Source organism: Vibrio sp. 2132-1 (genome assembly GCF_033344315.1).
Genome location: NZ_JAWPON010000013.1, coordinates 18,402 through 40,036, shown reverse-complemented (window position 1 = coordinate 40,036; position 21,635 = coordinate 18,402). Strand labels below are relative to the sequence as shown.

Below are 21,635 nucleotides of genomic sequence, written 5' to 3'. Positions count from 1 at the left end.
ATTAGGCCTCTTGTTGTGTCAGTGGGACTTCATGGGCTGCAACGTCTTTGCGCGCCAAATAGAATAGGGTATGGATGTACGCAACCAGCAATGCAGCATAAATGGCTAAGTACATAATGAGCGAAGTCATCACGCTACTGCTCGCAACCGTGGTGACGGCTTCGGATGTTCGCAATACACCGCTGACCAACCAAGGTTGTCGACCAATCTCAGTAACATACCAACCCGCCAGTGTGGCTATCCAACCAGAGAACGTCATGGCTAATACAGTGTACAGGTAAGGTTTAGGTAGCGCTTTTTTGCGTGCTAGCTTCACCGCGCCATACCAGCTAACCAGCAGCATAAGGACACCTACACCAACCATCACGCGGAAGCCAAAGAACAAGGGCTTGACTGGCGGGTGGTCAGGCGCAAACTCGTTGAGGCCTTGGATTTCTCCGTCTAAGTCATGAGTAAGAATCAAACTCGCTAACTTCGGGATGCCCACTTCAAAATCATTGCTACGAGTTTCTTTATTTGGCATCGCAAACAGTAGAAGAGGCGCGCCTTGCTCGGTCTCCCACACACCTTCCATCGCTGCAATTTTTGCAGGTTGATGTTCAAGCGTGTTTAACCCGTGAAGGTCACCGACAAAGATTTGTACCGGGATGAACCCAGCCGCCGCGAACAGCGCGACTTTTAGGCCAAGTTTGGCTGAGCGGTGATCTGGCTTTTTCATTATTTGATAAGCTGAGATACCCGCAATCAAGAAGCTGGCAGTCAGCGCCGATGCTAATAGCGTGTGCAGAAGACGGTAAGGTAAAGAAGGATTGAAAATGACTTCTTTCCAACTGGTCACATGAACAATGCCGTCAATCACTTCATAGCCACTTGGTGTGTGCATCCAGCTGTTAAGCACCAGAATCCAAAATGCGGACATACTTGTCCCAACAGCAACCAGAACGGTGGCGAGAGTATGAACCCATTCCGGTACTCGTCCTCGTCCAAAAAGCATTACACCCAGGAAGGTGGCTTCCATAAAGAAGGCGGTCATCACTTCGTATCCGAGCAATGGTCCAGCTACGTTTCCGACTCGTTCCATAAAGCCTGGCCAGTTGGTACCAAACTGGAAACTCATCGTAATGCCGGATACCACACCCAAGGCGAAAGTGAGAGCGAATATCTTGACCCAGAAGTAATAAACATCGAGCCATACGGGGGCTTGTGTGCGGTTATATCGCCACTTGAAAAACACCAACATCCACGCCAACGCAATGGTGATGGTCGGGAAGAGAATGTGAAAGCTGATATTGGCCGCGAACTGGATCCGCGACAGCATGAGGGTATCTAACATCTTGGTTCCTCAAAAACGTGCCATACTAAAAATCGTGTCTATCTGTAATTTAGTTACGAAAAGTCGGGCAGTTTGGATTCATGTATCGAGAAATACAGGTGATTCTGTTTTCTTCTAACCATGATTTATATCAACTAAGACAAAGAAAGGAGTGTAGGAAATTGTCTCAAAATGCCACTAATAGTCGCGAGAAGTGAGTAAAAGAAAGCAAATGTAACTGAAGGAGCATGGATTAAGATTAGTTCGAATTATCCTTATGATGGTTTCGATAATCCTGAAATAAAATTACAAAAACAATATTTTTAGTAAGGAAAATTGCCTTGCCTTCACTTTGAACCTCCATACTATTTATACACTAGTCATGTCGAGATCATCTCAAACACAGCAAACTTACTGGCAGTTAAGGTGGGAAACTTTAGCTAATTGATAAACTTAAAATTGCACTGCTAATGACATGTGCATCATAAGTTCGTTAGCACTCGACCAGAAGTGCGATAGGCTACATTTTTATACTAGCGAACGATTTGGCGCTAGGTAATTCGGTTTTCACTAGATCAACAAGTCGACTGCGGACCATTTTCGATTCCTGATGAGTTTCAATCCAAACTGACACTTACTTTTCAGCAAGTGTGCTAGTGTCTTTCTTGTTATTTATTAAATAATTAATAAATGCCGATCTGGTAAAGAGAGTTGTGGACAGCTATCTCGAGCAGTAGACTGGCGCTAGCCAGAGAGTCTGACTTTGAGGGGGGCATTCTACATGAACTTTGGATTCTGCCACCGCAAAGCTGATATTGAATTTGATGGAGATGGATAATGAACGACAGTTGGGCTAATTTCTTTCCTTACTTTGCTGGAGCTTTTAAGCTTATTGTATTAGGGATAGGAGCCTACTTAGCCATTAAATGGCATTTTGACGAAGAGCGAAGGGTAAGAGAAGCGGAAGGTGTAGTGTTTGATAACCCAAGTCTCATGAAAAAGTTTGCGAAGACGCTAACTCTGCCATTCCTTTTGTGTCTTCTAGTTCTTCTTGTTATATATGCTACCAACTGGTTCCTGTACTGACAGCGTTATTGTTTGTTGTAGTAAAGTTGAATGCTGCCACCTCTGAGAGTCGAGCCGTAGTTGAAGTTAACGCCTATGCCGAAATTGTCTAACCAATCAAAGGGCTTTGGTGCATAAAATAGCCATCCTATAGAAGCTTCGTAGTAATGCGGGCTTCCCAGTTCATCGCTTAAATCATGCGAAAGGTCGACTCTTTTAATCCCGGTAAATAAAGCTTGCTCACCGTGATAAATATTGTAGTAACCGGTGATTTCATTAGATAGGTACCAACCTTTAGGGTTGCCTATATTGACGTTATTTGCGCTTCCCCAGCTGTGCCCCATGAATGAATTCAATGTCGAACTGGCATGCCATTTCCCCCAACTTGTGGGAGACGTGTATTTGGCTTTAATGGATGGTTGAACTATTGCCGCCCATGCTGAAACGTTAACGGCACGGCCGTCTAGGATTCTTCCAATGATGGAGGAAAGTTTATTATCGGTAGAGAATGAGTTTTCATAACGCATAAGGTGAGTCGTCGTTCTGGTGCTAAGGGTGACGTTTTCACTTGCTTTGTATAGGTACCCATAACCAATCGACGCACCGTATGTCCTTTCCTTGAGAAGATCCTTACTTGTGCCGAATAGTTTGAGATCATTCTCTGTTTGTATCGTAAATGCCTTAAACGACAGCTCATGTAAGTCCTCGCTGCCCTCTATGTCAAAGTTAGTCGTGTAAGGGAGAACATATACGGATTTGCTTCGACGTTCATTGATTGACTCGTCAGTCCCGAACTCTGGGTTGGCGGTATCAAATAATGCATTCGGATCAAAGTCGCCAATACCAAACGCAATTGCGTCAGTATCGGACAGCAAAACCGCGATAGAAAAACGTTGTTGGAGAAGGTTGCTAATTTCCTTATCTAGTGGATCCGCTTGAGCTGTGTTAGGAAGAGAGAGTAGGAGAGCGAGCGAAACGACTCGCCACTCCACTGAGGCGAAGTTGGGTTGGAACATTTTGGCTCTTTCAAATGGTTCATGCATGGAGTTTTTGGACGTACCGGTACGCTAACATTAGTTTAATCGTTGAATGGTCGGTGTAACTTTGAGAAATCTATGTTTTCTCATATTGATATGAAAAAGTTCCTTAAACGAGTTTAGCTTCAATGTGTATGCTGCACCAGATTTGTTTAGCAACATCATTCTTTTCTGAAGATGTAGCAAGACTTTGTGACTAGGTTGCATTATTTTCTTTAATGCGTCTCTTGAGAGGAAAATAGCAAACTTTTTTATTGCCTTGGCGCTCAAGAAAATCTGAATCGTTCACTGTGCTACTGGTTAACTTCGAAAACTTGTAAGCATCCTGTCTGCCAACATCACGACTAACATCATCAAGGAGTACCCTTAAATACGTCAGATAAACAATGTTTTTTTTGAGCTTTAGAAGAAATGTTCGGACCTTTGCATATTCCGCGGTGGTGCTCAATCCAAGAACTGTGTTTTGTATGTGTTCTCAGTAAATCATTGAGTCGATCTATTCTTCAAAATGTGGTCCCTTTTAATTCACTTTCTGTTACATATTTTTCGTTTTGAAAGAGCATTTTAATTTGCATCTTTTGAAAAGATCTCTTTGTTAAATTTTGTATAAAATCAACTAATTGTTGAAATTAGAACCCTTGTCAAAAAGTCATTAGATTTCATGTTGAATAGCCTCTTTTACCTAATAGTATACTCTATTTGTTTGATATAATTTCCGGCAGTTTGTATACCATAAATAAAGAGAGTCTATTCATGTTCCAGAACTTAACGATCAAGCAGAAGATAGTGATTCCGCTGTCATTGATTATTGGATTGTTTATTGTGAGCTCTGTATTAAACGTTATGACAAGTTGGAAGCAATCTGAATTGAGTGAGACACTCAACGAACGGATCGTGCCGAACTTATTAACGATTGAGGATGCTTACCGCGATCTTTACCAAGCTACATCTGCAATCCAAGGTGTTGCTCTTTCTGATACTCAAACCGATATTGATCACCACATCGGTGAATACAAAGACAACGCATACAAAGCGCTGCCGCGTATGGAACAAATGATTGAGCTATCGCAAGCCGGTGTGACGCCTTCTACACATGGTAATGAAGTTCGAACGCTTGTCTCTTTGGGTGAAAAATGGTTAGCAAGTTATGAGGCGATGCTACGTTTACCTCAATCTCAATGGCGTGGTTACTACAATGAGCACAAACATACCTTTGAAGACCAATTTATCGAGGTTAGAGCGCAGCTTAACGTTGTAAAAGATGCAATAGAAGAAAAGCAAAGCCAATTGAAGGACGAAATATCAGCGGCTGCAACAAGAGCAGAACTCATTCTTGAAGCGGGCATTGTGATTGTTATTCTGGCCGCTATTGCGATGGCGTTTTTGTTGTTGCAAACGGTTGTGAAGCCTATCAATAATATTAAAAATGCGATGACAGAAATTGCGTCCGGTGAAGGTGATCTAAGTCAGCGAATCGATGTAAAAACACAAGACGAAATTGGCAATTTAGCAGACGCATTTAACCAGTTTGTGTCCAAAATTCAAATGACAGTCGCTCAGGTAATTGAAAGCTCAAATACCTTACGTAACGAAATGGCAAATCTTAGCTCGTTGACCACGACCATCGCGAATTCGACCGTTTCTCAGCAAAAAGATAGCGAGGCGGTAGCGGCGGCAGTGCATGAAATGCAAGTCACCAGCAGAAATGTAAGCGATAGCGCTAACGAAGCTGCGGTTGCGAGCCAAACAGCGAATGATGAACTTACCAATACCAATGTTATTTTGGATCAAACGGTTAGCTCAATTCGTAGCCTCGCAAGTGAAATCGAAAGCGCAAGCCACGTCATTAACACATTGGATCATGATGTGAGTAACATTGCGTCCGTACTGGATGTAATTCGTGGTATTGCCGAGCAAACAAACTTATTAGCGCTTAACGCAGCCATTGAAGCGGCTCGCGCTGGAGAGCAAGGGCGAGGCTTTGCTGTCGTAGCGGACGAGGTTCGTTCTTTAGCCAGTCGTACGCAACAGAGTACGGGAGAAATCCAAACCATGATTGAAAAGCTACAATCTGGTGCAGGACAAGCTGTAGAAGTGATGCGCGGTAGCCAAAATAGCAGTGATGAAACGATCAAGTCCGCTGGCCGAGCGAGTGAATCCCTTTCTGAAATCTTGAACGCGATTTCACGTATGAACGAGATGAATACACACATTGCAACGGCTGCGAGCCAGCAAAGTACAGTAAGTGACGAAGTAAATAGCAACGTACAAGGCATTGCAGACAGTAGCACTTCAATTGTGGAAATCGTAAACCAAGCGCAAGCTTCTTTAGCCATGTTGTCAGAGCAAACTCAACGTTTAGATCATCAGGTCAGTCAGTTCAAAGTATAAGCTTGAGAACAGCAATCTCACTGACGAAATAACCCGCTTCTTAGCGGGTTATTTTTTAGATAAGTGGCGAACCTGACTTGTGAAATTTCGACTATATTTACATTCCTTTCTCACTTTAGTTCGTATACCAGAGTGGGCAAATAACCCTAGACAGCGGTAACAAACTCTGTACAGCGTGATGATGCTTTTATCATCACTTTTGCTGCTTTTTAACCATTGCAATTGCACACAGGAAAATGTGATTTCCAACCCAAAATCTTCAAATTTGAGAACTTCATAACACCTTTACCATAAACGTTTTTCGTAAGCGTATAGAACTGTAAATTTTGTTGTATGTACAACACTGGGTATTTATCATCCTAATTAATTTGTTCTGGATATACATCCTTTAGTCATTATTAAGTCATTCTAGAAGCTTTTAATAAGGAATCTTGAAGGCTTGTCGGTAGATAAGAGAGAAAAATTCATGAGACGTAAAACCACGCTATCTCTGCTGATTGCGTCGAGCCTTTTTGTGGTTGGATGTCAACCTAGCGAAGAAGGATCGAGCCAAGGAGGGGGGCCTGCGCCCGCAACCGAAGTAGAAGTGTTAACAGTGCAGCCAACGCGCCAAGCATTGACAGTAGAGTTGCCGGGTCGTAGCCGAGCATTCAAAGAAGCGGAAGTTCGTCCGCAAGTCACTGGCATTATTTCGGAGCGAAATTTTGTTGAAGGTGGCCTTGTTGAACAAGGACAGTCGCTATATCAAATTGATGATTCATCATTTCAGGCGGATTTGCTGAGCGCTGAAGCGGAATTAATCCGTGCGCAAGCTGCGGCAGAGTCGACCTATGCCACGGTGAAGCGTTACAGAACCTTGATCACCAAAAAATCCATCAGCCAACAAGACTTGGATGAAGCAGAAGCGGCATACAAAGAAGCGAAAGCGCAGGTCCTAGTCGCAAAAGCCAAGATCAACACAGCAAAAATCAACTTAGATTATACGCAAGTCAAAGCTCCGATTAGCGGGGTGATCGGTAAATCGAGTGTGACAGCGGGTGCGTTGGTTACGGCTAACCAAGCTGCCAAATTAGCGACCATTCAGCAGCTTGACCCTATCAATGTTGATATTGTGCAATCATCCGCGCAACTGCTGCGTTTGAAAGCATCACTCTCCCAAGGCCATATGCAAGAAGATGACTCTGCGCAAGTTACATTGATGCTTGAAGATGGCAGCACTTACGAACACAAAGGCACAATGAAATTTACTGAGGTCAATGTGAACGAAAGTACGGGCAGCGTGACGCTTCGTGCCGAATTCCCAAACCCTGACGGTTTGTTGCTACCTGGAATGTTTGTTCGTGCGACGGTCATTACTGGTGTCGACCCTGATGCGATTCTAATACCACAAAATACGGTATCTCGTGATGCGACAGGTAAAGCGACAGTGATGACGGTTAATGGCGAGAACAAAGTGGAAGCGAAACCAGTGAAGACTGCCGAAGCGATCAATAGCCAATGGCGCATTATTGATGGTTTGAACGCGGGTGATAAAGTCATTACCGCCGGTTTACAAAAGATAGGGCCAGGCAGTTCGGTAACTATCCAAAACGGTGAACAGGAGTAATCATGGCACGATTTTTTATCGATCGTCCGGTATTTGCTTGGGTTCTCGCGATTCTAACGATGTTGGCGGGGGTAATGTCATTATTCAATTTACCCGTCTCGCAATACCCAACGATTTCACCGACGACGATCACCATCAGTGCTCGCTATCCAGGTGCATCAGCAAAAACCGTTGAAGACTCGGTAACGCAGGTTATCGAGCAAAACATGACAGGATTAGATTACCTTCGCTACCTATCCTCGAGCAGTGATGCATTTGGTAATGCGACAATTACCCTGACGTTTGATAGCGAAGCTGATCCTGATATCGCGCAAGTACAGGTGCAGAACAAACTGCAATTGGCATTGACTTCATTGCCGATGGAGGTACAAAACCAAGGTATTGTCGTCAATAAATCCAATACGGCATTTCTCATGGTTGTCGCAGTTTATTCTGAAGATCCTGACTTTACAGAAAACGATATCGGCGACTTTGTTGTAACGAATATTCAAGACCCGATAAGTCGTGTAACTGGCGTAGGACAAGTGCAGGCGTTTGGTGCGCAGTATGCGATGCGAGTTTGGCTGGATCCATTTAAGCTTACGCAGTTCAACTTGACCGCAATCGATGTAGCGAACGCGATCAGTGAACAGAACGCGCAAGTTTCTTCAGGTCAACTGGGTGCGGCACCTGCGCAGGAAGGTCAGTTGTTGAATGCTACGATTTCTTCTGCAAGTCGTTTGAGCAGTGTAGAAGAGTTCCAAGACATCATTCTTAAGTCCGACGCCAGTGGTTCGAATGTTTATTTGAAAGATGTAGCTCGCGTTGAGCGTGGTGCAGAAAGTTATGATATTCGAGGCCAATATAATGGCTTCCCAGCATCGGGGTTAGGTATTTCATTAGGTACTGGCGCAAACGCGCTTGAGACAGCCAATGCGGTGAAAGAGCGTTTAGAACAACTGAGTGCAACGTTCCCAGAAGGGTTGCAGATTGCTTACCCATTTGAAACAACGCCATTCGTCAAAGCCTCGATTCAAGAAGTGGTTAAAACGCTATTAGAAGCCATTCTTCTTGTGTTCTTAATCATGTACCTGTTCTTGCAGAACTTCCGTGCGACGATCATTCCAACGATCGCAGTGCCTGTCGTATTGCTCGGAACCTTCGCTATTTTGTACGCGACTGGATTTAGCGTAAACACGTTAACCATGTTCGCGATGGTTCTGGCTATCGGTTTGCTGGTGGACGATGCCATCGTTGTGGTGGAAAACGTCGAGCGTGTGATGCATGAAGATGGTTTAGAGCCCAAAGAAGCGACCAAAAAATCGATGGGGCAGATCACTGGTGCCTTGATTGGTGTGGGTTTGACGCTTTCAGCGGTATTCGTCCCTATGGCGTTTATGTCTGGTTCTACCGGGGTTATTTACCGTCAGTTCTCGATAACTATTGTGGCGGCTATGACGCTTTCCGTTTTGGTTGCGATAATTCTGACTCCGGCATTGTGTGCTACGTTGCTGAAAAAAGGCGATGCTGAGCTTCTAGAGAAGAAAGGCTTCTTTGGCTGGTTTAACCGCAAGTTTGATGCGATGACAGCAGGCTATGAAACCGGCGTTGCCAAACTTCTAAAACGCACAGGTCGCATGTTGGTTGTATTTTTGGCAATGAGTGCAGGTGCTGGCTGGTTGTTTATGAACCTTCCAACATCATTTTTGCCAGATGAAGACCAAGGCACAGTATTCTCAATGGCTATTTTGCCGCCTAACTCAACACAAGAACAGACGGAAAAAACACTTGAGAAAATGCGTGACTTTTACCTAGTAGACGAAAAAGACAATGTAAAGTCTGTCTTCTCCGTTGCTGGATTTAGTTTCGCAGGTCAAGGCCAAAACATGGGGATGGCATTTATCGGCCTGAAAGATTGGTCTGAGCGTGAAGCGCCTGGCGCTGATGCGGCTTCCATTACGGGCCGAGCGATGGGGTACTTCTCTACCATTAAAGAAGCTTTGGTGTTTGCGTTCGCCCCTCCAGCGATTCAAGAGCTAGGTAACTCGACAGGTTTCGATTTCTATCTCCAAGACTCGTTGAATAAAGGGCACGATGCATTAGTTGCGGCTCAAGGGCAACTTCTGGGCATGGCTGCACAAAACCCGAAACTTGTCGGTGTTCGTCCAAACGGTCAGGCAGATGCGCCAATGTACAAAGTGAACATTGACCACGTCAAACTTCGTGCTTTGGATGTCAGTATCAATGACGTAAACCAAATCCTGTCAGCTGCATGGGGCGGGGCTTACATTAACGATTATATTGACCGCGGTCGTGTGAAGAAAGTGATGGTGCAAAGTGATGCGGAATACCGCATGCAGCCAAAAGACTTCGATTCATGGTACGTACGCAACGCTAAGGGAGAGATGGTGCCTTTCTCTGCTTTTGCGAGTGGCGAGTGGACCTATGGTTCTCCTCTTTTGCAGCGCTTTGATGGTTTGCCAGCAATGAATATTCAAGGCGGTGCAGCTCCTGGTGTAAGTACTGGTGAAGCCATGGAAGAAATTGAAGCAATGGTAGAAAAGCTACCAGAAGGTTTCACGGTGAACTGGAATGGTATTTCGTATGAAGAGCGCCTTTCCGGAAACCAAGCGCCAATGCTATATGCGCTATCTATCCTCGTTGTATTCTTAGTTCTTGCCGCTTTGTATGAAAGTTGGTCAGTACCTTTCGCCGTGGTGTTAGTTGTTCCTCTTGGTGTGCTTGGTGCTGTGCTTGCGGTAATGACGCGCAGTATGGATAACGATGTGTTCTTCCAGGTGAGCTTATTAACTACGGTCGGCTTGGCAACCAAAAACGCCATTCTGATTGTTGAGTTTGCAAAGGACTACTATGAGAAAGGCGCTGGGCTTATCGAAGCAACCTTACATGCTGTTCGCGTTCGTCTGCGCCCAATTATCATGACATCGCTTGCTTTTGGTTTGGGTGTGGTACCACTTGCTATCAGTTCAGGTGTGGGATCGGCAGGTCAAAACGCAGTAGGTACCGGCGTACTTGGTGGCATGATCAGTGCCACGATATTGGGTATATTCTTCGTCCCAATCTTCTTTGTAGTGGTTGAGCGATTGTTTGATCGACGTGCGAGAAAAGAGTCGGAGGCAGAGTTGTCTGAGACCAGCACTAAACCCAGTCAGCAAAGCGAGTAGGACTTGGTTGTTTTAACTGAGTTATACTAGTGATAATTAACACGATTAAAGGGCGCTTCGGCGCTCTTTATTTTATGTTTTCACTTGGTGGTTACCGTCTATGACGCGAGCCTGAAAGACGGCGTGTTGTGTGCAGTATCAGCACAGTCTTTTCGACCGAATGAAAGCCTAAAGAAGAAAAACGACGATGAAAGATCAGAAAATTTCCCCAATTTCCGTTTTGGATCAAAGCCCTATGTTTGTCTGCGGTGTGATGCAGCGCATGTACCGCAATCGTGCCCAAGCCGAGCTCTCTCGGCAAAATTTGATGACACTAGAAATGGCAAGTGCACTGGCCGCTTTAGAAGAATTTCAACCTATGAGCCAGCAAGCGTTGGCTGATGCGGTTCGAACTGAGCGAAGTGTAGCAAAGCGGATGGTGGACAATCTGGAAAAGAGAGGGTTTGTTCAAGTTTCTAAAAGTAAATCGAATCAGCGCCTTAAAATGCTAAGCATGACAAAAAAGGGGGCAAATGCTTTAAAGCAAGTTCATCAAATCATGACGAATTTACAGAAAGAGTTTTTTTCTTGTTTGTCGGAATCTGAAGCGAGTGAATTTTTTCGTCTGGTAAGAAAGCTCACTTTTGCGAATCACGACCAGTAACTTACATCAATGCCGTTTAGCGTCTTTATTTTATCGCGGACCAATTATATTAAGTTGTAGAACTTAAGAAATAGGATGCCCAACGTACAGGTCACGGTAGAAAGCACCGTAGTGAGTGCGATGATATTTGCAGCTAACGTGGCATTGCCTCCCATGGAACGCGCCATGACATAGCTGGCAGCAGCGACTGGAGAGGCGTTCATAAAGAAAAGAATACCTAGCTCAATTCCTCGAAATCCTACTAAGTAAGCTCCCATGGTGATGATGACTGGCGCTACGATGAGCTTGTAACTGCTCGCAAACCAAGATGGACCTTTCTCTTTTCTCATCAAGCTAAAGTCAAGTGAGCCACCTGTACACAACAGCGCCAAAGGCAATGTCATTTTGGACAAGTAGTCTCCTGCGTCAATAACCACATTCGGTACTGGAATAGCGAGTAAATAAAAAGTCATTCCTAGAACAATGGAGATTATAAGCGGATTCCTAGTCAGTGTTCGGCCCATCATCTTTGCTGCTTGCGAGGCAGACGTTGCCCCCTTGGGCGATAAGCAAATTACCGCTTGGACGTTATAAATAAATGTGGTGACCGCGACATAGAGCGCTGCTAGCGCCACACCTTGAGAACCATACGCATTGGCAACGTAAGCGATACCAATAATACCTGTATTTGCTCGGAACCCACCTTGGATGAGAACGCCTTGGTCAGGCGATGCTTTGAACAGAAGTTTGACGGAAAGGTAGGTGAAAATGAAAAACGAAATACTAGCGATGACGCCGAAATTGACGAATCCACTTGCCGCGGAAAAGTCGTGTTCTGAAGCCACAATGCTGACAAATAACATTGCAGGCAAGGTAACTTGAAACACCAGTTTAGAGCCTACTTCGATAAAATTATCGTTGATTAGACCAAAGCGCTTAAAAAGAACGCCAAGTATCAACATCAAACAGATAGGTCCGGTTATCGACAAAGAGAATTGCAACTGATGTAAAACAGCTTCCATGTAAGTATCCGCAGTAAAAGAAAAAAGTGTTCCTGCTGCCTATTAAGCCACAAACCCGGAGGGTAGGACAGTAACGTGATGAAATTTTCTTCTGTTGTAGGTTCCGGAGTCATTTACACTCCAAGTTATGGACGAGGTCCCAATTTAACAAAGCGGTACTGGTCCTACGTGCGATATGTTGGTTAACTCGTTGTCGTGATGCATCCACATGCGTATTAGATGTGAGGGCTGGTCATCGTAGTTATGGATAGGAGTTCATCAATGAAAAGGAAACACAACAAAACTGTACTGTGTGCGTTTGTCTCTGGTTCGGTATTTGGTGCGGTTTTGGTCATTGCGATGTCTTTACCAATGTAATCCTCTTAATTGGCTGTTGGAACACTCACACTAATTCAGTACAAAACAGATTGAGTTCTGCGGTGTGTGCTGTTAGTTTAAAAAACATGAAAATACACGTTCGCCCTTCATTAACAACCTTCTCTTGGTGGCGCTCTAAATAGAGCGGCGCGGAATACTTACATTCTTAAGCTGCTGGATGGTAGCTAAGAGTGTTTGATCTTTTTATCTCCAGTAGCGATCTATTAAATACTTGGAGACAAATATGAATAGCCATAAAAATACATCTCAGCGTGAAATTATACTTACCGGAGATCGAGCAACAGGTCCATTACACCTCGGGCACTATATTGGTTCATTGCAACAACGAGTCAAATTGCAAACGGAGCACGAGCAAACGATCTTGGTTGCGGACATGCAAGGGCTGACGGATAACGCGCATAACCCATCAAAGGTATCCTCTAATATTCTCAATGTCGTTGCAGATTATTTGGCTGTTGGTATCAACCCCGCTCAAACGACGATCACGTTGCAGTCTCAAATTCCAGCGTTAGCCGAGTTGACAATGTATTACAGTAATCTTGTTTCTATCGCACGATTAGAGCGAAACCCTACGGTTAAAAATGAGATTCAAAGTAAAGGTTTTGAACGCTCTATTCCCGCAGGCTTTTTAACGTATCCAATTTCTCAAGCTGCTGATATTACGGGGTTTCATGCGACGCTAGTACCAGTGGGTGATGACCAACTGCCGATGTTAGAGCAAACTAATGAAATCGTGAGAAAAATAAACCATCTGGGTGGAAAAGAGGTTCTTAGAGAATGCCGTCCATTACTTAGCGATGCACCTCGTTTGCCGAGTACTGACGGTAAAAATAAGATGTCTAAAAGCATGGGGAACGCAATCAACTTAGGGGCCTCCGAAAAGGAGATTTCCGCGGCAGTGAAATCTATGTATACCGATCCCAATCATCTGAAAATTGAGGACCCAGGCCAAGTCGAAGGGAATATTGTATTCATCTACCTCGATGCTTTTCATCCTGATAAAAATTATGTCGAACAGCTAAAAGACCATTATCGACGAGGTGGGTTAGGTGATGGTTTGACCAAGAAAGTGTTAGAAGAATGCTTACAAGAGATTCTTCGCCCTATTCGAGAAAAGCGCGCTATGTATTTGAATGATAAAGCGCAGCTGATTGATATTTTAAAACAAGGTAGTGAGCGTTCTCGCGAGAAAACCGAAAAAGTGCTATTTGATGTGAAAGATGTATTTGGTTTAAATTTGTTCTGAATTAAAAGTAGAGAGTTGAACATAAGGCACGACGGCTGGTTAGCAACGTGCCTTTTTAAGTTCTCAGTCAGTCAAAGCGCATTGTTAAGAAGAAAAAAATTCACGACGAAAATCCGCGACTTCTTGTTGGTAATAGCTTTGCCATTCCGGTTCTGACAAATTTGAATGGCTAGAAGCTCTTTGCGTTCTTAGCTTGGACTCAAGTTGTTGTAATGCTTGTTGGTAATCTTTGACTTGTTTTTTTTGCTCTGTAATTTGCTGCTGACGAGCATGAATGTTTTTACTTTCTTCTTTCGTTAAGTAAGTTCGTTCAAGCTCTGCGATGATCGCCAAGCGATCTGGTAGGCTCATACTATTAGGAATCAGGGTGACCGCACGCTCATATTTTTCCTGGTCGCTTGTTAGCCCAATAGCATCTGCATGTTCTTGCCAGTCAATGGTGAGTTGTTCGAAAGTTCGCAAAAAGTTATCTGGGCTTTGAGTGTCCAGCTTTTGGGCTTCTAAGTTGAAATCGTACAGCGCGAACTCATCCGCGAAAACAACATCAGCCAATTCTCCCCAGATGCGTCTTGCTTCGTTCTTCAGCTGTGCAATACGCGACGCCAGTGATTGCTGCTCATCAAATAACAAATTTCCTACACTCTCTTGCCATTGGCTTCTGAGCTGAGGGTAGTTCGCCAAAAGCTGGAATCGAGCTGAAGATAAATGCGCCTCAAACAAGGCGACCTGCTCTTCACAACTACGGTTCAACATACACTCTTGCCAAAACGTCTCAAGTTCAGCGACAAGTTTCCTGCCTTTGAGTTGAGTTAATCGCTCAGTCGTTATTTGAACTGTGGAAGGGAGCTTAGTTGTTTGTGGTGAAGTATCCGTATCGGGCACGATGCTGCTTGTTTGTGGTGAGGTACTGGAGACACTCTGATTTTTTGTCTTAGGGGAAGGAGAGGAAGCGAGCTCTTTTTTTTGAACATCGTGATTGAAAGTTAAAAATATCATGCCCGCCATAATGGCGGACATGATTATCAAAGCGATTTTCTTCATGGCTTGATTGTTGCGCTTACTGGGAAATGGTCAGAAAGGTTGTAGTGTTTCCATAAACTCTCTGCGGTTGTGCGCGGCACGTCTACACGGTTGTCATTGAATGATTTCACCCCGTATTCACTACTCACCATAACATAGTCAAGGTATTCCACGTTTTCGCCACCTGATAACGCTTCACCTGCGAAGTTATTGATACGGGGATCAAAGGTTGACTCCGTGTAACCAGAGTACTGAGGCTCTATGGCGCTTAAGTTAGCGATCATTTGTTGGTAGTCACCAGGGAACTTTCTTTTGTTTACGTTAAAGTCGCCGCTGTATACCACAGTTTCGCTCGAAGGAATGTCAAGAGATTGGGCGAGTGCGCGGATTTGTTTGAACTGGCGCTGACGATACTCACGGGCGGTGTCTGTATCGAAAGATGCGGTATGGGTAGCAAACACATGGTAAGCCTGACCACCTTTAATTATTTCCGCATAATTTACGCCTTTATCGGCAAAGCAGTCTGTACCAGAGCAATCGGGAAAGACATATTGCGCTTCATTCACGATAGGGTAGCGACTAACTATGATTACGCCACCATCATGAATATTAACGCCTTCTTTATCTAACATCTTTGTTTGGTAAGGATATTCCTTGGCTAACTCACGTAAGAATGCTTCACGGCCGCTGGCAAACACCTCTTGCAGCGCCAAAACATCGTAACCTTTTACATGTTGAGGAATCAGTTCGTAACGATCTCCAATGTGCGATGCAATAGCCGTCAATGCCCAGATGTTATAAGTCATCAACTTAAGGTTTTGTTCTTCGTTGTCGACAGACTCCGCTACCTTGCTCGGCGTGATGGTGTAGTAAAGATCATCATATCGAGCGGTACTGTCTGACTTAAATGCCAGTTCGGTTTCTCTCGTACCAAAAGCGTTAGTGTTGGCACGATGAATGTTACGATCATCTTTGAGAGATAACTCGACATCGGCTGCGGACAAGCCGTATTCAATGGTCGAATTGTACCAATGGCCTTCCATTATTTGATTGAGTGTTATGCTTTCACCTTCGGGGCTAGAAACCACAGTTTCAAAACGGTAAGTTTGATTTGATTTCACGCCCTCCCAGCGGTTGAAGCTTAATACAGATTTAGTTTCCCACGGACCAAGTACCTGCACATGTTGTTGCCATTCTTCTCCGTATTGAAGCAAATCACTGCCTTCATGTTTTACTTGAATAGTTAACGGTTGCTCAGAGTTATTCGTTAGGTAAACGTCGGTATCTGCAATGCTGGGTAACGCTATCAAGCTACTTAATAAAAGGCTCCACTGCGAAAATTTCATCTTATTTTTCCATCATTTGAACTAGAGCAATCATTCTTGTTTATAAATGTTACTTGCACGTTAAATATGGATGACATCTAAGCCAGCGCTGAAAATTGTTATCAGAATGTGATCTTTATTCAATGGTGAGAATGGGGATATTGAGTGTGTGGCCGTTAAAGCGGTGGAAAATAGTACCAACAGTCAACGAATTGCATTCACTGCAATCAAGCTGTCATCTTTGCTCTATAAGTTGTGCGGCGTCATTCATCTAGCTATATGGCTAGAACTCAAATTGATAGATGGAGCACCATGGCTAGAGCAGTAAATCCAACCGATGAAACCATCATTAAATTGTTACAAGAGCAAGGTTTGATTAGAAGTGAAGCAGAAGCGCGTTTAAAGAAAGAGGTGTACCGCTTGCAACCTAATGAGATAGCAAAAGTAAAAAATTATGCCCAGCATTTTGGGATAAATGCGAAAGAAAAGCTCATCGATGAGATCTTGGATCTGCGCCGAGAAGCGCTCATGAAAAGATGTAGACACAATACGGAGCATGCGAGCCTATCTCTAAAATAGCATGTGATAAAACTATCAATTACTGGTCAAGATTTGACCTCTCAAGCCGATGTATATAAGAGCGTTCAATGATATCGAGCGCAAAAAACAGTGTGTTTTAGAGGTTAAGCTTTCACTTAAGTGAGAGGTTTGGAAAGGCTGCGGGGAGAAAGTGCATGCGTATTAAAGACTTAAGTGTCGTAAAGAAAATATCGGTTAGTTATTTAACCGTTTTTGCCGTGTTTGGTTTAGTGTCAGTAATGTTGGTGCAAGGTTTGTTAACACTGAATAAAGACATCTCAGTGCTAACAGATAAAAGTTTACCTTCTGTTGCGATTTTGAAAGGTATCCAAGTTGATATTACTAAAGTGCGTAAAGATGAGTTCTCTTTATTGCCAAACGCAAATCACCCCAAAATTGGTGAGTGGTTAAAAGGCCTCGACCAATGGCGTTCTGATGTGCAGGCTGGTATTGCAGAATACGAAAAGCTCGACCTTAATAAGCGTGAAACGCAGTCCTTTAGCGTTTTTAAAGAAACTTGGAATCAATACATCAAAGAAACGAAGACTTACAACGTATTGCTAAGCCAAGGCGATGCTGAAAGTGCAAATGATGTAATTTTATCAAGTTTCGATACCTACTCAAAAGCGTTGAGCAGCTTGGATGATACCCTCGCGTTGAACGATGAGTTGGTGAATTTGATTGGCGAAGAAGTACAAAGTGAAGCGGCATTTACACAATACAGCGCTGCTGTTGGTGCGCTTGTCGTCGCATTGGTCATGGTAATGTCTGCCATGTTGCTTTCTCGAGTCATCTGCGGGCCTGTTGATCGAGCACTGGAATTCGTTTCCAAAATCGCCAAGGGTCAATTGAATAATCAAATCGACGAAAGCGAATTGAGCAAAGACGAGTTAGGAACGCTGCTCAAAGAGCTTGTCGGTATGCAAACAAACTTACATTCGTTGGTTTCTGAGATTAATGACTCAACGATTCAGCTAACGGCAGCAGTAGAGGAAGTGAGTGCTATTTCTTCTCAGACCGCTTCTGGTATGCAAAATCAACAAATTGAACTTAGCTCGGTGGCTTCTGCGATGACAGAAATGCAAGCTGCTGTAAGTGAAGTGGCACAAAATACCGAAGTTGGCGCAACCTCTGCTTATTCGGCTGCGGAAGTGGCAAAGCAAGGAACGGTGACGTTACAACAAACTATCGCAGTAATTGAGCGTGTATCACATACGATCCAAGAATCAGATGAACTGGCACGTGAGCTTGAATCGAGCTCAAACAATATCAATGTGGTCGTAGATGTGATCCGCGGGATTGCCGAGCAAACAAACTTGTTAGCACTGAACGCCGCAATTGAAGCCGCTCGGGCTGGTGAACAAGGACGTGGGTTTGCTGTTGTGGCAGATGAGGTTCGTTCTCTGGCGCAACGCACTCAAGACTCCACTTCACAAATTGTGGAAATTGTTAATCAACTACAAGAGAGCAGCAGTAAAATAGGGCATTCAAGCCGTGATTGTCAGGAGGGTATTTCTCAGTGTGTTGAGCAAGTTAATGATGCTGATAGCCAGATAAAAGAAATTGAACATTCTGTCGATAACATAGCGCAAATGAGTACACAAATCGCAACGGCGTGCAGTGAGCAGAATTCTGTATCCGAAGAGCTGAATCGTAGCGTGGAGCATATTGATAGTGCTTCAACAGAGATGGCTGAGGGAGCTTCACAAACGGCTGTGGCTTGTCAGCAGATTAGTAGCCTAGCGCACAACTTGAAAACTCGAATGGGTTCATTCCAGCTCTAGTTGTTGTGTTTCAGCTTTATTCCTAACCTCATTGCTACAATAAATAAGCCGGACGAAATGTCCGGCTTATTTATTCTCTGTCTATATAAGTTCAGAGTATGCTCAACCTTGGGAGAATATGCTCGCTAGACTGGAATACCACTGTGAAACTTAAAATCTGTATCTGGCGTAGAAATTAAATCTGCCTCTATACGTCCAAAGTAGGCGATGCGCTCGCTGATATCTTTGCCTGCGATTTGCTCCGCTAATACAAGATAATCCTGGTAATGGCGTGCTTCTGAACGTAATAAAGAAATGTAGAACTTTGCGATATCGTCATCCATATGTGGTGCTAGTTTGGCAAAACGCTCACAAGATCGGGCTTCGATGTACGCACCAATGATGAGTTTATCGATCAGCGTTTCTGGCTCATGAGTCTTCATATGCGAAATCAGTCCTTTAGCATAGCGACTTGCTGGAATATTTTTATACTCAATTCCACGACTTTCCATGATCTCTAAAACTTGATAAAAGTGGTGTAACTCCTCTTTTATCAAAAGCACCATCTTATCGATCAAATCTTGGCTGTATGGTGAGTCGGACTTAGCCATGATTGACTTAGAAATATTGCTCTTGCCTTTTAAAGTTTCCAATGAGCCTACGTTACGGTAAGCAAAATCTTCGTAGGGCTTAAACCAGTCAAGTAAAGCATGTGAACTGGATTGGTCAACGGCATACTTGCGAATTAAAAACATGGCAGATTGGCCAGCTTTTAGTTCGCACAGTAGGTGGTCTAACAAAATGGTTTGAAGGTTCTCTGGTTTCTTTGCTTCCTCTACCCATTCATCAGGTGTACTGCATTGCAGAAATTGGTTAATGGGAGCAAGAAGATCTTGATAGGCGTCTAGATTCATCATTTTAGTTTTAGTACTTCACATTTTTACTGGGCATATCCGTTGTCTTGCGGATAGAAAAAAGGCTGCAATTGCAGCCTTTCTTGACCTGAAGTGAATGTTACCACTTTTTCTTCTCGCCGAAGAGTGCTTCCATGTCATTGTCACGCTCTTTGTCAGCAATCTGCTGCATTTCGGCATCGCTTTTATCTTGGCGCTTTTTATCTAAGTCACCCAACATCTCTTCAAGCTTTTGTTTCGCTTGAATAGAATAAGGATCGCTCTTAGTGCTCAAAGCATCGATACCTTTACGCAGCAGTTGAAGCGCGGTGCCTGGTTGGCCACGAGCGATAGAGTCGTTTGCTCTTTTGATGACATTTTCAATGTTGATGCGAATTTGCATCGTTTCCAAGCGCGCATTTTCGGTGACGTAAGTCTGGGTATCCAATCGGCCTTTGTTGTGCTCGTTACGGATAGTGTCGCGAAGTCGTTTAACCAGCTTAAGCATGACGATAGCTTGTTTATCACTACTCGGCATCTTGAAAGTGGTACTCTCGCCAGTAGGACCATTCTCTTTTAGCTGCGTAATCTGCTGCTTCATATTTTCGATACGTTGAGCAAGTTGCTTGTTCTTCGGGTCCAGCTCATGCATGCTCTCTAGCGCGTCAAGAATACGATTGTTTAGACACAGCAACAGCTCTTTACTAAAAGGGATATGGTGCGCATGACCAATCAACTCTTCAGTACCATCTATCAAGGCTACATATCGCGCTGATTCCTGCCTTTTTGCGGTTTCAACTTTAACCTTATATTGCAACATAATGTTATAGCCTAGGATTAACACCAGTAGGATGGCTACCAAAGCGATTATTAAACCAATATTCATATCTTTGCGTCTGCTTTACTTTTCTGCGGCTAGCGTTAAAGAATACATGAATCTTATCTTACTCGGCACCTTATTTGTTTGATTATTTTGTCTTTCCCACGTTTTAGTTACTGATAGAAGTCACATCATAGAACTTCGGTCATTTATTGGCTCAACTTTGTGCATATTGTTTCTTGCTTGAAGATTATTAGTATGTGATTGAGGTATAAGTTAGAAATTGCTGTTCATTTCGATTTGAACGCGTTATAACTAATTATTATATCGCTCGCTTGAGTGGCCAATAAACTCTCTCATGAATAAGTAAGGGATTACGATGAAACTGCAGCAGCTGAAGTATATTGTTGAGGTTGTAAACCATAATCTGAATGTATCTGCAACGGCGGAAAGCTTATATACCTCTCAGCCAGGTATCAGTAAACAGGTTCGGTTGCTGGAAGATGAGTTAGGCATTCAGATTTTTGAACGTAGCGGTAAGCACTTAACGCAAGTGACGCCAGCTGGTGAAGAAATTGTACGTATCTCGCAAGAAATTCTCGCTCGTGTAGAAAGTATCAAAGCGGTGGCTGGAGAGCACACCCATCCAGAAATGGGGACGCTGAATATCACCACGACACATACGCAGGCTCGTTATGCACTGCCAGATGTCATCAAAGGTTTTACTTCTCGTTATCCAAAAGTGTCGTTACACATGCACCAAGGTACACCGTCACAAATGTCTGAGGCGATAGCTAAAGGCACAGCGAATTTTGCGATTGCGACAGAAGCGCTTCACTTATATCAAGATGCCATCATGCTGCCTTGTTATCACTGGAATCGTTCAATAGTTGTGCCTAAAGACCACCCACTAGCGAAGAAAGACAAAGTAACGATCAGTGATCTTGCCGCTTACCCATTAGTCACTTACGTGTTCGGTTTTACTGGCCGTTCAGAGCTGGATACAGCATTCAACCGCGAAGGTTTAACCCCGCGAGTGGTGTTCACTGCAACTGATGCAGACGTCATTAAAACTTACGTTCGTATGGGTATTGGTGTGGGTGTGATTGCAAGCATGGCTGTGGATGAAGAGCAGGACGGTGACTTGGTTGCAATAGATGCGAGCCATTTGTTTGGCGCGAGCACCACGAGCATCGGCTTCCGCCGTGGTACATTCTTACGCTCTTACATGTTCGATTTTATGGAGCGTTTTGCACCGCACTTAACGCGTCCAGTGGTTGAGCAGGCGATTTCGTTGAAGTCTAATGCAGAAATCGAAGAGATGTTTAAAGACATCGAGCTTCCGGTGAGATAACACTTCATTGATGTTTCGATTCCCTCTACAATGCGCTC

Annotated in this window: 16 protein-coding genes; 9 read left to right on the top strand and 7 right to left on the bottom strand. The window is 43.9% G+C overall.

Going from position 1 to position 21,635, the window contains the following annotated elements; translation table 11 throughout:
- Window position 1: 1 nt before the first annotated feature.
- Window positions 2-1,333, bottom strand: a complete 1,332-nt coding sequence (locus R8N47_RS15520) for a cytochrome ubiquinol oxidase subunit I (RefSeq protein WP_033905059.1) — start codon at window positions 1,331-1,333, stop codon at window positions 2-4.
- Window positions 1,334-2,149: 816 nt separating this feature from the next.
- On the opposite strand from R8N47_RS15520, the gene R8N47_RS15515 reads away from it, so the two are divergent.
- Window positions 2,150-2,398: a hypothetical protein gene (locus tag R8N47_RS15515; protein ID WP_005378271.1), complete on the top strand. Its 249-nt coding sequence runs from the start codon at window positions 2,150-2,152 to the stop codon at window positions 2,396-2,398.
- Between the two features lie 5 nt (window positions 2,399-2,403).
- Here R8N47_RS15515 and R8N47_RS15510 read toward each other — a convergent pair whose 3' ends face one another.
- Complete coding sequence (locus R8N47_RS15510; RefSeq protein ID WP_064353777.1) at window positions 2,404-3,393, bottom strand: Solitary outer membrane autotransporter beta-barrel domain; 990 nt, start codon at window positions 3,391-3,393, stop codon at window positions 2,404-2,406.
- A 774-nt stretch (window positions 3,394-4,167) separates the two neighbouring features.
- Between R8N47_RS15510 and R8N47_RS15505 the strand changes: the two genes are divergently transcribed.
- The 4 genes from R8N47_RS15505 to R8N47_RS15490 all read left to right on the top strand — a co-directional run bounded on the left by R8N47_RS15505 (window position 4,168) and on the right by R8N47_RS15490 (window position 11,218).
- Window positions 4,168-5,805 (top strand): methyl-accepting chemotaxis protein, encoded by a 1,638-nt coding sequence (locus R8N47_RS15505; protein WP_149191921.1) that lies wholly within the window; start codon window positions 4,168-4,170, stop codon window positions 5,803-5,805.
- A gap of 466 nt (window positions 5,806-6,271) precedes the next feature.
- On the top strand, window positions 6,272-7,411 hold the full coding sequence (locus R8N47_RS15500) for an efflux RND transporter periplasmic adaptor subunit (RefSeq protein ID WP_064353779.1): 1,140 nt from the start codon (window positions 6,272-6,274) through the stop codon (window positions 7,409-7,411).
- 2 nt (window positions 7,412-7,413) lie between these two features.
- Window positions 7,414-10,575 carry an efflux RND transporter permease subunit gene (locus tag R8N47_RS15495; RefSeq protein WP_054577971.1) on the top strand — a complete coding sequence of 1,054 codons (3,162 nt, stop codon included), beginning with the start codon at window positions 7,414-7,416 and terminating at the stop codon, window positions 10,573-10,575.
- Window positions 10,576-10,762: 187 nt separating this feature from the next.
- Window positions 10,763-11,218 carry a MarR family winged helix-turn-helix transcriptional regulator gene (locus R8N47_RS15490; protein ID WP_064353780.1) on the top strand — a complete coding sequence of 152 codons (456 nt, stop codon included), beginning with the start codon at window positions 10,763-10,765 and terminating at the stop codon, window positions 11,216-11,218.
- Between the two features lie 44 nt (window positions 11,219-11,262).
- On the opposite strand, the gene R8N47_RS15485 is transcribed toward R8N47_RS15490, so the two are convergent.
- Window positions 11,263-12,219 (bottom strand): AEC family transporter, encoded by a 957-nt coding sequence (locus tag R8N47_RS15485; protein ID WP_064353781.1) that lies wholly within the window; start codon window positions 12,217-12,219, stop codon window positions 11,263-11,265.
- A gap of 601 nt (window positions 12,220-12,820) precedes the next feature.
- On the opposite strand from R8N47_RS15485, the gene trpS reads away from it, so the two are divergent.
- Window positions 12,821-13,843 (top strand): tryptophan--tRNA ligase, encoded by a 1,023-nt coding sequence (trpS, locus tag R8N47_RS15480; protein ID WP_064353782.1) that lies wholly within the window; start codon window positions 12,821-12,823, stop codon window positions 13,841-13,843.
- An 84-nt stretch (window positions 13,844-13,927) separates the two neighbouring features.
- On the opposite strand, the gene R8N47_RS15475 is transcribed toward trpS, so the two are convergent.
- A complete protein-coding gene (locus R8N47_RS15475; RefSeq protein ID WP_064353783.1) occupies window positions 13,928-14,884 on the bottom strand; it encodes a hypothetical protein in 957 nt (318 codons plus the stop codon).
- Window positions 14,881-16,209, bottom strand: a complete 1,329-nt coding sequence (locus tag R8N47_RS15470; protein ID WP_064353784.1) for a sphingomyelin phosphodiesterase — start codon at window positions 16,207-16,209, stop codon at window positions 14,881-14,883. The genes R8N47_RS15475 and R8N47_RS15470 overlap by 4 nt, the downstream gene beginning before the upstream one ends.
- A 291-nt stretch (window positions 16,210-16,500) precedes the next feature.
- On the opposite strand from R8N47_RS15470, the gene R8N47_RS15465 reads away from it, so the two are divergent.
- Window positions 16,501-16,767, top strand: a complete 267-nt coding sequence (locus R8N47_RS15465; protein WP_017634954.1) for a hypothetical protein — start codon at window positions 16,501-16,503, stop codon at window positions 16,765-16,767.
- Window positions 16,768-16,922: 155 nt separating this feature from the next.
- Window positions 16,923-18,551 carry a methyl-accepting chemotaxis protein gene (locus tag R8N47_RS15460; RefSeq protein ID WP_064353785.1) on the top strand — a complete coding sequence of 543 codons (1,629 nt, stop codon included), beginning with the start codon at window positions 16,923-16,925 and terminating at the stop codon, window positions 18,549-18,551.
- Window positions 18,552-18,676: 125 nt separating this feature from the next.
- Here R8N47_RS15460 and miaE read toward each other — a convergent pair whose 3' ends face one another.
- Window positions 18,677-19,447, bottom strand: a complete 771-nt coding sequence (gene miaE / locus R8N47_RS15455; RefSeq protein WP_064353786.1) for a tRNA isopentenyl-2-thiomethyl-A-37 hydroxylase MiaE — start codon at window positions 19,445-19,447, stop codon at window positions 18,677-18,679.
- Window positions 19,448-19,544: 97 nt separating this feature from the next.
- Entirely contained in the window at window positions 19,545-20,309 is a 765-nt protein-coding gene (locus tag R8N47_RS15450) for a hypothetical protein (protein WP_005378247.1), read from the bottom strand.
- A gap of 313 nt (window positions 20,310-20,622) precedes the next feature.
- Between R8N47_RS15450 and cysB the strand changes: the two genes are divergently transcribed.
- Window positions 20,623-21,597 carry an HTH-type transcriptional regulator CysB gene (cysB, locus tag R8N47_RS15445; RefSeq protein WP_005388967.1) on the top strand — a complete coding sequence of 325 codons (975 nt, stop codon included), beginning with the start codon at window positions 20,623-20,625 and terminating at the stop codon, window positions 21,595-21,597.
- The last annotated feature ends 38 nt before the right edge of the window (window positions 21,598-21,635 follow it).